The following is a 12,610-nucleotide window of genomic DNA, read 5'->3' on the forward strand; positions in this document are numbered from 1 at the left end:
AAAAAAGAAAATGTCAAGCAGTGGAAAATGAGGAAGGGGAAGAAATTAGCAGGCGAGGTTTCCCTTCGCCCGCTCGATCGGAAATTAAGCTTTTCCTTTTGCAGTAGCTTTGATTGTTTCAGCTACTTCAGTCAATTTAGCTTTAACAGCTTCTAATTGGCCTTCTGGAACGCGTTTTTTGATCTCTTCGGAGATTTGGTTGTACTTCTCAACGATCTTACCACGAGTTTCTTCGTAGTTTTTGCCAGCAACAGTGGAAACTTCTTTGATTTCATTCAAAAGTTTGTCCACAGACTCGCGAATTTTTACAGAGCCTTCAGAATTGTCTGCAGCACCTTTAGCTACTAATTCTCCGTAGGTTTTTTCTAAATCCACTTTCGCTTTGTCTAATCCTTCTTGTCCAGATTTCAAAAGTCCGATTCCAGCATTAAGAATGTCCAACAGTTGTTTTTCCATTTTTCTCTCCTTTTCCGCCGCATTTTTGGTGCAGCGCACAATCCATTCATATTGCACCGCACTATAGAGGTCAACCTCTAAATTACAAAAATTTAGAAAAAATTGAAAAAGAAAATGAGATCAGGTTTTGCCTGGTTGGACTTCCAATTTTGGATATTTGAGATCCATATCTTCCAATTCCTTGCGAACTGCCTTCGCAATTAGGTAATCCCTATACCATTTTTTGTCAGACGGAACGACCACCCAAGGAAAACGATCTTTAGAATGGGAAAATATCCACTCATAGGCATTCAGATACTTTTTGAAATTTTTATGAGCTTCTAGATCGCTTGGATCGAACTTCCAATTCTTTTCAGGATTAGATAATCTCTCTTCTATCCTTTTAATCTGCTCTTCTTGGGAGATATGTAAGAAAAATTTTAGGATATGAGTATGGTTTTCCTTGGATACAAATTCCTCGAAAGAATCGATGAACTCCAATCTTTCTTTCAGAGTATCCTTCGATAAACTTTCGTAAACGAAAGGAACCAAAATATCTTCGTAATGAGAACGATTGAAAATCTGTATCCAACCTTTCCCGGGAAGTTCTTTATGAATTCTCCATAAGAAGTCACGGCTTAATTCTTCAGGCGTTGGGGCCTTCCAGGCCTTGCATGTACAACCCAACGGATTTAAAGCGGAGAAAAGTTTTTTGACAGTTCCATCTTTTCCGGAAGCGTCCACTCCCTGTAGAATGATGAGTAATGATTTCTTTTTGCCTGCAAATAGACGGATTTGCAGTTCTTCGATTCTTTCTAATTCCCTAAGGCGAAGTTCTTCCGCCTTTTCTTTGGAAAGATCCTCATCGGGTTCTGTGGAATATTCGGAAAGTTTGATCATTCTGTACTACCAGCGAGCGATATGATCTTCTGCCCAGCCTTGTCCACTTTCAATCCTAAATTCACTTTTGCCAATCCGGAAAACCCCATCAAAACTTCCGATCATCTGGTTCACTTTAGAGGCGATTAAACCCATATTGGAATACGCCTTTCTGTGAAAATCTGGAGTGAATACAAGCTCGACTGCTTTACTTTCCTTGGAATAGATCATCCAAGGTTTTTTAGGATCTTTTTTATCGAATTCAAAAGCAATCACGGAAGGAATTTTATAAATTCTACCGTTGATCAGAAGAGCATTTTCAGTGGTTCCGGTTCCATCTGTCCAGCCCCCACCTAAATTCATTCCATAAACTTCATTTCCGCCAGGGCGATAGGACATAGAAGCCCAATTCCATTTACTGAAATAAGGCCAAACTCCTCTTCCATAATCCAGAACTCCAAATGAAGTCTTAGGTTGGAATTCATACGATTTAGAAGCAGTAGTAATATTTCCTTTTGCCCCTAATCCGAATAATTTATGAGTGAATTGAAAACGATTTCTATTCCAAGGAACTACAACATTCAAACTTTCCCATTGATTAGGGACTTCTAATGTAAGATTAGCTTGGATCGATTTGTTTGTGCCTTTTAAGAAATCTACTTTGATCTTGTAATTTCCATCTTCGTCGATTTGGAAATCTAAAAATCCTTCTTTACCTTCGTAACGAGCATTGCTAGAAACGGTTTGCCCGAGTAAAGTTCCTTTACCAAAAGGAGTGATTACAGTCGCTTCCTGAAATTCTCCAGTCCTTCTATCCAACCAATAACAAAAGATCACACCCGCGTAATCTATATCCGAAACAGTGAAAGAAGCTAAAAAGTTCTCATCATAAAAGCACCAGTAATTCCATTTTTTCTTACGAAGCCAATGGCCTTTTACATTACATCTATGTAAGGGAGTTTTGGACCAGCCGATCGCATTCCGATTCACTTTACCGGAAGGATCACATAAAATGGTAGGTTGTTGGATTTCTGTTTCTAAGTTCATGCTCTCAATGGACAATACCGGAAGCCTGTACGGACTCACAATCTAAATTTCTTTTGCAATTTTTCCGAGGGTCTGGATGGCAGAAATCACCTTAGGTCCCATTAGAACTCCTGCATTAATTCTAAAATTATTCACATACTTGCCCGAAAGAGAGAAAAGATTTCCCGGAACCAAACTAATCTTCTTCTTAGCGGCTTGGAATCTAAGAACTCTGGAATCTTTTCCTTTAGGAAGTTCTATCCAAAGAAGAAAACCTCCTTTCGGAATAGCGACCTTGGTTCCTTTCGGAAAATATTCCAAAAAAGAATCCGCGTAAGAAAGTACCAGACCTCCCAACCTTCGTCTAAATTCTCTCAAATGTCTTTCATGCGCAAGAGATCCTATAAAGTAGGAAGAAGCAAGTTGAGGGATTGCAGGCAAAGAAATTGCCTCTGCTAAACGAAGCCTCCGAGCATTCTCCACTTTGGTTTGATCACTGATCATCCAACCGATCCTGAGACCTGGATTTACGGACTTAGAGAGAGAAGAAACCTGAGTTACAATTCCTTCTGTATCTAAAGACAATAAAGAAGAAGGACGAATTCCTCCATTATGCTGTAAGTCCCCATAAATATCGTCCTCAAGAATTTTCACACCATAGTTCGAAGAAATTTTCAGAAGTTCTTTTTTAGATTCCAAAGGCATAAGACTTCCTGTAGGATTCGAAAAAGTAGGAATGGTGATCAAAAACTTAGGAAATTCTTTCTTTATTACGGAAATATAAGATTGGAGATCCAACCCGGTAATAGGATCCGTAGGAATCTCAATCGCCTTTAGTTTTAATTCTGAAAGAATTTGATACAAAACAAAATGAAGAGGACTTTCCACTGCGACCTTATCACCAGGTTTTGTAGAAAGATTCAGCGCTAAAAACGCGGCCTCCGAACAACCTAAGGTGATAAAAACTTCCTCAGGACGAACTCTTCTTTCTTTACCGGAAGAACGGATCGCAATCTTTTTTCTTAGTTCCAAAATACCGGCAGCGTCAGAATATTTATAAACCTGAGAGTCCTTTAAGGATTTCTTATATGATTTTTGCAAAGACGAATATGGCAAAAATTGAGGATCAGGGACCGCTGCTCCAAAAGGAATAAAACCAGGATCTGCAAGTTCAGACATCAAAGAACTCACCTCTTCCGGAACAGAAGGATTTGGAACTCTCACTGGTTTTTCCAATTTGTATTTAGGATAAAGTTCCGGTCGAGGAATAACGAAGTATCCCGATCTTTCTCTTCCGTTGATAAAGCCTCTTTCTTGGAGAATGCCAAAAGCCTCCACAGCAGTAGAAAGATTACACTCTTCAAATAAACAGACCTTTCGAAGAGAAGGTAATTTTGAACCCGGAGGAAATTCTCCAGATTCTATTCTGCTTATCAAAGAATTTGCAATCTTAGAATATTTAGTAATAAGCCTATCTGTATCGGTCATAAAAACGATTTCTGTATCTGTATGGTAATCTCAATTTAATGTATAAACCAAATAAGAAGATGGGCAAGTTAATTCTAGAAAATAGATCCGAAATTTTCAAACCTTCAGCAAGGATCGAAAGGACCCCTGCATCCGTGACCAGGGATATATTAAAAGTCATCGATACACCCGGAATGATCTCATTCGCAGGTGGGTTACCTGATGATACTTTGTTCCCAATCGAAGATCTAAAAAATATTTTCGAAACTTCCGTTTCTAAAAAAGGTGCAAAATTATTCCAATACACGGACACTCAGGGACATTCCGACTTACGTGCTTGGATTTCAGATCGATATTATCCGGGCTCTTCTGCCGAGGAAATCCTTTTGACCTCAGGATCCCAACAAGCATTGGATCTACTCAGTCGATATTTTATAGAAGAAGGTTCTCCTATTCTTTTAGAAAGACCAAGTTATTTAGGGGCTATACAAGTTTTCTCTTCATATGCTCCTTCTTTCATAGGAATAAATTATGGAGAAGAAGGTCCGGATATTGAAGAACTAAAGTACGCGCTTCAAACTTCTTTAATAAAACCTAAATTTTTTTACTGCATTCCTGATTTTCAAAATCCTTCCGCGTATTCCTATTCTTTAGAGATCAGAAATTCTATTTCAAAACTACTCTTAGACAATGGGGTTCCAATCTTAGAAGATACCGCTTATAGAGAATTGTATTTTGAGGAGCAGCTTCCGACTTCCTTATGTGAACTAGGTCCGGATCACACAATCTCTATTGGAACATTCTCCAAAACACTTGCACCTGGATTGAGAGTAGGATGGATCAAGGCATCTAAGAAGATCGTAAAAGATCTGATCGTTCAAAAACAATCCATGGATCTGCATTCACCTAGTTTAAACCAAGAATTAGTTTACGGGTTCGTATCTTCTTCCAAATATGAAGAACATTTGTCTTTGATCCGAAAAACTTACCAAAAGAAATCCAAGCATACATTCGATTGTTTACAGAACAATTTCGGAGACTCTATTCCTTTACAAATTTCTAAAGGAGGACTGTTTTATTGGTTGGAATTTCCACAAGAGATCGATACAGATCTTCTTTTTCAAAAATGTTTAGAGAAGGGACTCGCTGCAGTTCCAGGATCTTCCTTTTTTGTAGGTAAACCGGAAAGAAATCATCTTCGCTGGAATTTCTCAAATGCTACGGAAGAAGAAACAAAATTAGGAATAGAAAGATTATTCGGTGTTTATAAAGAAATGACCAAATTATAATAGATTCCTTCTTAGTAACCCGCTTCTGAATTTAGATTGCGAAATTGCATCCAAGGATATATAATCCTTCTCCCCGGATGTTAAAATGTCGGATCATATTTCAGTCCCAGAAACAATCCTATCCAAACTCAGACTTATCTGTTTGGATCTTCCGGAAGCATACGAGGAGCAGGCTTGGATCGGAACCCGTTGGTGTATCAAAAAGAAAAACTTTGCACATGTTCTTATGCTGCAAAATGGATATCCTCCCGCTTACGCAAAAGCTTCGGGATTAGAGGGAGTCGCTTGTTTATTAACTTTTCGTTTTTCACCCAAAAAGATGGATGTATCTCGTTTCAAACATTATCCTTTCTTTAAGCCAGTCTGGTGGGAAGATATCATCGGAATAGTAATCGATGATTCAATCGATTGGGATGAGTTAGAAATTTTATTAAAGGAAAGTTATTGTCAGCTCGCACCTAAGAAATTAGCGGAGATGGTTTTAAATCGTTGATTGAGATCAAAAAAGAAAGAAGAGGAAAAAATTTTCGGCGGGAGGAATCCCCCGCCGATATGGAGGTTCAAAAGGCTTTTATTAAGCAGTTTTTTTAGTTGGAGCAGCAGTCTTTTTAACTGTCTCAGTAACTTCGCTAAATTTTGCCTTGATAGCTTCGATTTGTTCAGCAGGAACTAATTTCTTAGCTTCTTCTGCAATCTGGTTATAAACTTCAAGTGCCTTAGCGCGAGAATCTTCGTAGGTTTTAGTAGCAGCAGTAGATAATTCTTTTGCTTCGTTTAAGAATTTGTCTACGAACTCGCGAACACGAACAGATGCTTCAGAATTGTCGGAAGCGCCTTTAGCTGCGAGTTGTTCAAAACTCTTAGTAAATTCTGCTTTCGCTTTATCCAGACCTTCTTGTCCACTTTTAACCAAACCAAGACCTGCGTTCAGTACATCTAGAATTTGTTTTTCCATTTTTAGCTCCTTGGCACACCGTTGTGCGGCGCACAATCCATTTGTAGTGCGTAGCACAAATAGAGTCAACCAAAAAACGAAAAAAAGTTTCAAAGGTGGATTTTTACCTTATTTAGGAAATGCGACGCAATTATGACAGATTTTTATTATTATTTAGCTGAAATCTGCTGGGCAACGCGGATTCGAACGGCCTTATTTACAGGTTATGCACATTTGAAAAACGCCTCGCAGCCTTACTGATCAGCTGCAAATTCATTTCTGTACTTTTTTTTAGTCCGGAATAAAGAAGAAGGCTCTTTTTCGCGACTGCAAGTCTTTCATTCTTCTTCTCTTCTAATGTAAGTTCTGTATCGTATCCTTCTGTAATCGCTAAGATCACTCTTTGTAAGCTGATCCCTAAAAATTCTGTGAGCCCTTTTTTAGAACTAATTCGATCATCTATTACAGAAATTTCATGTAATGATTTTCGAATGGATTCTTTATCCTTCTCGCCATTTTGGATGAGGTCGTAAATTTTTTCGGAAAGAACTTCTCCTGCGGAAACTTGTACTCCGAATTCTTTTAACTCTCTACGGATCTTGTTTAATTCGTCTGAGACTTTTTTTCCATTAATCTTGGAGGAAAGAAGTAGCCGGATCTTCTCTTTGATCTCAGAAACCTCTTTTGTATTCGAAGGATTTTGTTTAAACCATTCTTTAAATGTAATATTCTTGATACCTTCTAACTTGGCTCCGTCTTTTCCCAAATTGGCCCAAGGACGATCCTTGGCTCTTTCTTCGAACCATTTTTTGAAAATTAGAAGTTTTTCATTGGTCCTTATTTTTTTTCCTTCTACAGATTCGATCCACTTAGGGGGTAAAGCGGTCATTTGTTTATAATTATGGTGTTCTCTTCTATGGGTCCTGGATTCCAAGAAGTTCAATCTTTCTTCTAAGATAGCTCCCTTACAATGAGCCTGTGAGCCTGGAAAAGAAAGGTCTTGCCCCAAAAGTAAAATGGATCTCGCATCCATCTTCTCCGCAAGACTAGTCGCATTTGTAGAAACAGAACCTCCGAAATCCACTGCTCCCAACCCACTCTCAGAAGCATTCTCTAAAAGTTTTATCCAGGGAAAAGGAGAAGAAGTCAGAAAATGATTTTTACCTATATAAGGCATTCTTAATGAATGATAGGACGTAGTAGGATCAAATATGAATTTTGCGTTTCCAGAATATCCTTCTAGATATTTTGAATTTAGAGGCTGGGGATCCACACTAAATACGATATCCGGGTCTATTCCTGATCTTTGCAGAATAAGAAGTGCAGTATCTACTGCGATTAATAGAAAGTTTTCTCTATATTCTTTCAGTTCTTGCAAAGATAGATAGAGAGAAGGTCCGGCCCCACAGACAACGATATCCACTTTGGATTTACATAAACCGAATAATTCGTTTATAGGCTGCATATCCACAAGTTCTGGAAGATTCCGGATAAAATTACCGGTCCAGACCTTCTCGAATCTTGTTAATGTAGCAGTGTTTACATCTTTTTTATGGAAGAATGTCTCAGCTAAAAATCTAAGTTCCTGGTATTCTTCCTTCTTCCATTGTAAACTTCCCCTATGAGGGATAAAACTTACAGGGTAACCTGAGATCCCCTTAAAACCCTCGTAAAACGCGGATTCCTCGTATGGAGGGAGAAATATTCTTAACTTCCCGGAAAGGATCATAGGAGAGAAATCGAAAAGTGAAAATGCTGCCTTGATAATCTCCGGAAAAGGTTCCATCCATACGCAGATTATTTTATCAAATCCTAATGTATATTGTATGGAGTAACCGAGACCTGCTCCGAAAAACAGAAATGCCCTTTCTTCATCCCCTTTTTTCAGATCCGCAAGTTGCCTTTCAGCTTCTTTACGCGGATCCATAGAACTATGTAAAAGAACATTACCGATCTTTAAACTAGGATCTTCTGTTTTTGTAGGAACGATCTCAAAATCGATCTGCGCAGATCTAATTCTCTCAGAGGCTTCCGGCGCGAAGCTACGAAGTGAGGCCAAATTTTTTTCGAGTAAATCCGACCTGAATTCTTTCATTGGAAGAATACGTTTATCCTTTTGCCTTCATAAGATGAACCAGGAGAAGGATCTTGTTCATAGCAGAAACCACTTCCGTGAAGTTTATAAGGAACACCCAAAGGAGCTAATAATTCGACTACTTCTCTTTTACTTCTTCCGACTAGATCAGGTATACGTTCTGATCTTCCTGTAAGAGGTTTTCGTTCTAATTTAGGGAGATTAACATTAACTGTTCTTTCTCCCTGCTCTATGATTGGTATGATATTCTCCACCACTTCTCTGAATACCGGAGCGGCGAGCCCTCCTCCAGTATGGCTGTCTCCTTTAGGTTCATCAAAAAGGATTAACCCCACTACTTTAGGTTTGTCTGCAGGAAAAAATCCTAAAAAGGAAGCTGACCACAATCCATCTTGGTAACCTCGACCAGAAACGGCCTTTTGTCCTGTTCCTGTTTTTCCCGCGATGGAATATTCTTGTATGTATGCGTTTTTTCCTGTTCCGGCTTGGACCACTCTAGTCATTGCTTTCAATAATCTTTCGGTGGAATATTCTTTGATGCCCACTGGAGTTTCTTCGGATTGAAATTCGTGTAGGACTTCTCCATAGGAATCGGTGATATGTGAAACTACTCTAGGTGTAATGAACCTTCCTCCATTTACGATAGAAGCTGCAGATGCTACTAACTGAATCGGAGTTACTGAAATTCCTTGCCCGATCGCCATGAACATCGGAGTAGTCGGGGTCCATTTATTTAAGATAGGCATATAACCGACGGATTCATTGGGCAAAAGTCCGGCTCTATCTCCAAAACGGAATCGTTTCATATATTCATAAAGTACGTCGTTCGGGATTTTTGCAGCCGCTTTAATAATTCCTGCATTACAAGAATATTGTAATATCTCTTCGAGATTCACTTTTCCGTGAATATGTGTACATTTGATCCTTGTTTTTCCATAATCCACATATCCCGGGCAATCGAATTTTTCATTGGGATGTATTAAGTTTTCATTAAGAAGAATACTTGCCAGGAAAATTTTCATTGTTGATCCAGGCTCGTATACATGCCGGATTGCCCAGTTTGTATGAGAATATTCTTCAAATGATGAATAACGATTCGGATCAAAAGAAGGGAAACTGGCCATTGCCAATATTCTTCCGGTATGGATCTCCATCAGAAGTCCTACTGCTCTTTTTGCTCCTGCTTCTTCGAATCTTTTTCCTAGAGATTTTTCTAATTTGAATTGGATAAGTCCATCCAGAGTCAAATGTACATTCGCACCTCTTGCAGAATCTGCTTCAGTAGGTGTCATCAATTCTTGATTATAATAATATTCTAGACCGGAGAGAGCCTTATCATCGTCCATCCCAGTAAAGCCAACAAGACTTGCGGCTAAACTTCCGTGAGGATAAACTCTTTTAAATTCTCTTTCCCTTCTCACTCCGGGAAGGGCCATCTCCATGATACGACTTGCAGTTGTATCATCTATCTCCCTTTTCAAAAGGAAATATCTGCTTTTTTCTCTGATCAGCGACTCTATCTTCTCAGGAGGAATATCTAGATAAGGGGAAATCTGAACCGCAGTGAAATTCGGATCATAAACATTTCCAGGATAGATCCCGATGGTAGAAGAATCGATGGACAATGCCAATTCAATCCCTCTTCTATCGTAGATAGCCCCTCTTAAGATCCTTTCTCCATTCTTGAATGCTATCTCTCTATCGTTAAAAAATACTAGATAACCTACTCTGACCAAAAGTCCGGAGAAGAATACACATAGTAGAACGAATAAGATGGTAAATCTTTTTCGATTGAGAAGGTTATAATCCATCAATGAATGAGCCGCTTTTATAAATTTCGGTCTTTTTCAGAATGATTAAAGAGCTTTTCTAGTACAAGTGAAATCCGAGTTGGAATAATAGTTTAAAAGCTGGAGATTACCTTCCCTCTCAACTTTTTGAAAGGAATTAGGCCATAATTTCTGGAATCTGTGGAGAATTCTCGGTTATCTCCCAAGACTAAAACGTAACCCGGTGGAATCCTACCTGAATCTCCTATACCTATATTTCCAGAGACTCCGATCACGGGTAGAATAGATGCAGAAGGCGCTTGGGTCTTATATCCTGAATTCAAGAAAGGTTCTTCTAAAGAAGAGTCATTTATCAAAATTCTACCTTCTGAAAATCTGAAAAAATCTCCGGGAAGTCCTACTACTCTTTTTAAACTTAGTTCTGCCCCAATCCCATCCAAAACTAATACATCAAATCTATCTACATCCGGTTCTAAAATATATAAAACCCAAGGACCAAGCTGCGCAGGGAAGCCCCATTTTTTGACTAAGACCCAATCGTTTTCTTTATAACTAGGCATCATACTTGTGCCGCTGATCAGGTAGAATTGGATCACGAAAATCCTAAAATATAATATGAAGAATATTGCAAATAAGATCGGAAAAGAAAGTTTAATCCAGTGAAATACAGAATGTCTGATCGAACGGATTATTTCTGAATCAAATTTCATAATGCTATTTCGTCTTTATTGGACGAGACTATGCAGTCTTAGCCTCGTTCTTATTTTCCAAAACTTTTGGTTTTTCTTTCCACCAGATAAAAGGTTGTTCTATCAGTAAAAAGATCGGCCAAGAAGCCAAAATCGCAAACCCAAAACAGATGAGATAAAGTTTAGGCAGCACACTCAAGGTAATTATCGTTTCCCCTCTGAGGGCCCATCCGGTCGCAACTCCCATTAGAGGTATATTCCAAAGATATACTGTAAATGTTATCCTGGATAATGGACGGAAGATCGGTAATCCCAATATAGTTTTAAATATACCTTCTTTCTGGATTGCAAGAAAGATAATTAAAGCCAAGGCAATATTGAAAAAATTATTAGCCAGGGTCAATCGAATGATATGATTCCAATCGAAAGAATAAGAGATCAATATGAATATGATCGCAGTGATTCCTATTATAGAATATTTAAGTTTTCCTAAACTTTCTCCTACCGGTTTATAATCCACATATTCCGCCAAAAGCATTCCAGCTATCATAGAATCGAATCTGTTCTCGGTCCAAAAAAGTGCCTCTGCATTCATGGAACCCTTAGAATATAGATAACATCTAGATAAGAAAGGAATAATATATATCGTAGATAATAGGATCACTCTAACTTTTCTAGTTTTAGAGAATAAGAAGAAGGGGCCCAAAACCACCATCAAAAAGTAGACCTGCTGCTCCACGGAAATGTACCAACCAACATCCAAAACCCTAGGAAAGAAGTTGGAAAGGAAGATACCGTCCGCCCAAACATAATCTAACGCCTTCTGCCCTTTAGTTATCAGCCAAAGCAAATCCGGACTAGGGTTTTGTATATGTTTCAGGTTTTCACCTTGTTTATAAAAATAATAATAAGAAAAAGCTAATGCTACGTAATAAGCCGGAAGTATTCGTAAAGAACGGTTGATGATAAACTTTCGATAAGGAAAACTATTTTCCTTTTTATAAAATTGGAGTATACCTCCGTAATTCAGAAAACCTCCCAATACAAAAAATACATCCACGATGGTAGTTTGGTTTTCCGCAAACCAAGATAGCAAGAAAGGCATTTCTCCCATAGCTTTCCGCGAGAAAACCCAGAGATGGTTGGTCATTACCATTAAAATCCCGATGGCTCTGATTCCATTTAATGATTCTATTTCCCCTTTTTTAGAAGCAAAGATGGACAGTATATAGGATTTCATAACGAGAAGATTCTATTTCCTGAATTGAATTAAAAACTATCCAGGTATCTGCTAGCAAGAAATAAATCCGGAGAACCTAAAGACCTCAAATCACGATTTCATGGATATGATACGAAAAGATAAGTATTTGTCTTGCGTGGGGAGAAAATCCGGATCATTCTTCTGTCCATGACTTCGAACAGCCCGATCTCACAATATGTTTCCAGATTTAAAGCGGAGAAAGGAAAGATCTTATCCTTTCTCTCTGCGTTCCCTTTTTATGGAGAAGTCTTAAAGAACCATCAATATTACGAAACGGATAGAATGGCCCGAAATGAATTATCCAAAAAATTGGATTCTCTCAAAGAACCTGTTCGCAGGATCGAAGAAAATTTCGTCCGAGAAAGAAGAATGGACCTAATCGGTTCTACAGAGGTCTTACTTTCTATCATAGAAAGGCTTAAAAACGAAATTATTGGAGCAAGTTACGGTTTAAACGGTTTAGGCACCGGATTTAAAGCAACCGAATCGGAGTTAGAAGCTTTGGCAGAATGGGATTATTCATTGATCCATCATGCGGAAGAATTATCCACAAAAGTAAAATCTCCTAATTTCCCTCCAGAAGTTTCAGTAGACACTGTGCGAAGCTGGGTTAGTAGTTTTAGGTCCGAATTGGATGAGTTCGATTCTGCCTTAAAAAGCAGAAAGGATGTCTTCTTAAAACGATAATCGAATTTTTGATTTGCCGAATGTTGAGTAGTGAATAATATATTTCCAAGGAGTTCTT

The 12,610-nt window shown here is 38.5% G+C and carries 12 protein-coding genes; 3 read left to right on the plus strand and 9 right to left on the minus strand.

Annotation, left to right across the window (positions count from 1 at the left end; genetic code table 11):
• Positions 1–84: 84 nt before the first annotated feature.
• The 4 genes from CH377_RS01570 to CH377_RS01585 form a co-directional block, all read right to left on the minus strand.
• Positions 85–456: a phasin-related domain-containing protein gene (locus CH377_RS01570; RefSeq protein WP_086447879.1), complete on the minus strand. Its 372-nt coding sequence runs from the start codon at positions 454–456 to the stop codon at positions 85–87.
• A gap of 120 nt (positions 457–576) precedes the next feature.
• Complete coding sequence (locus tag CH377_RS01575) at positions 577–1,335, minus strand: PPK2 family polyphosphate kinase (RefSeq protein WP_100722082.1); 759 nt, start codon at positions 1,333–1,335, stop codon at positions 577–579.
• Between the two features lie 6 nt (positions 1,336–1,341).
• Complete coding sequence (locus CH377_RS01580; RefSeq protein ID WP_100722083.1) at positions 1,342–2,361, minus strand: DUF2804 domain-containing protein; 1,020 nt, start codon at positions 2,359–2,361, stop codon at positions 1,342–1,344.
• 42 nt (positions 2,362–2,403) lie between these two features.
• A complete protein-coding gene (locus tag CH377_RS01585) occupies positions 2,404–3,828 on the minus strand; it encodes an aminotransferase-like domain-containing protein (protein ID WP_100722084.1) in 1,425 nt (474 codons plus the stop codon).
• Positions 3,829–3,887: 59 nt separating this feature from the next.
• Between CH377_RS01585 and CH377_RS01590 the strand changes: the two genes are divergently transcribed.
• Both CH377_RS01590 and CH377_RS01595 read left to right on the plus strand, forming a co-directional pair.
• Entirely contained in the window at positions 3,888–5,096 is a 1,209-nt protein-coding gene (locus tag CH377_RS01590) for an aminotransferase-like domain-containing protein (protein ID WP_243401928.1), read from the plus strand.
• A gap of 85 nt (positions 5,097–5,181) precedes the next feature.
• Positions 5,182–5,589 carry an MmcQ/YjbR family DNA-binding protein gene (locus CH377_RS01595; protein WP_100722086.1) on the plus strand — a complete coding sequence of 136 codons (408 nt, stop codon included), beginning with the start codon at positions 5,182–5,184 and terminating at the stop codon, positions 5,587–5,589.
• Positions 5,590–5,670: 81 nt separating this feature from the next.
• Here the strand turns inward: CH377_RS01595 and CH377_RS01600 are convergent, their stop codons facing one another.
• The 5 genes from CH377_RS01600 to CH377_RS01620 form a co-directional block, all read right to left on the minus strand.
• Positions 5,671–6,051, minus strand: coding sequence for a phasin-related domain-containing protein (locus CH377_RS01600; RefSeq protein WP_100708913.1), 381 nt, complete (start codon positions 6,049–6,051; stop codon positions 5,671–5,673).
• A gap of 196 nt (positions 6,052–6,247) precedes the next feature.
• Positions 6,248–8,125: a motility associated factor glycosyltransferase family protein gene (locus CH377_RS01605; protein WP_100722087.1), complete on the minus strand. Its 1,878-nt coding sequence runs from the start codon at positions 8,123–8,125 to the stop codon at positions 6,248–6,250.
• Positions 8,122–9,936, minus strand: coding sequence for a penicillin-binding protein (locus CH377_RS01610; RefSeq protein ID WP_100722088.1), 1,815 nt, complete (start codon positions 9,934–9,936; stop codon positions 8,122–8,124). The genes CH377_RS01605 and CH377_RS01610 overlap by 4 nt, the downstream gene beginning before the upstream one ends.
• A 92-nt stretch (positions 9,937–10,028) precedes the next feature.
• Positions 10,029–10,625: a signal peptidase I gene (gene lepB / locus CH377_RS01615; protein ID WP_100722089.1), complete on the minus strand. Its 597-nt coding sequence runs from the start codon at positions 10,623–10,625 to the stop codon at positions 10,029–10,031.
• A 28-nt stretch (positions 10,626–10,653) separates the two neighbouring features.
• Positions 10,654–11,844 carry an acyltransferase family protein gene (locus CH377_RS01620; RefSeq protein ID WP_100722090.1) on the minus strand — a complete coding sequence of 397 codons (1,191 nt, stop codon included), beginning with the start codon at positions 11,842–11,844 and terminating at the stop codon, positions 10,654–10,656.
• A gap of 168 nt (positions 11,845–12,012) precedes the next feature.
• Here CH377_RS01620 and CH377_RS01625 point away from each other — a divergent pair, with 168 nt between their 5' ends.
• A complete protein-coding gene (locus CH377_RS01625; RefSeq protein WP_100722091.1) occupies positions 12,013–12,552 on the plus strand; it encodes an LIMLP_15305 family protein in 540 nt (179 codons plus the stop codon).
• Positions 12,553–12,610 lie beyond the last annotated feature (58 nt).

The organism is Leptospira haakeii, from assembly GCF_002812045.1.
Classification (GTDB): Bacteria; Spirochaetota; Leptospiria; order Leptospirales; family Leptospiraceae; genus Leptospira_B; species Leptospira_B haakeii.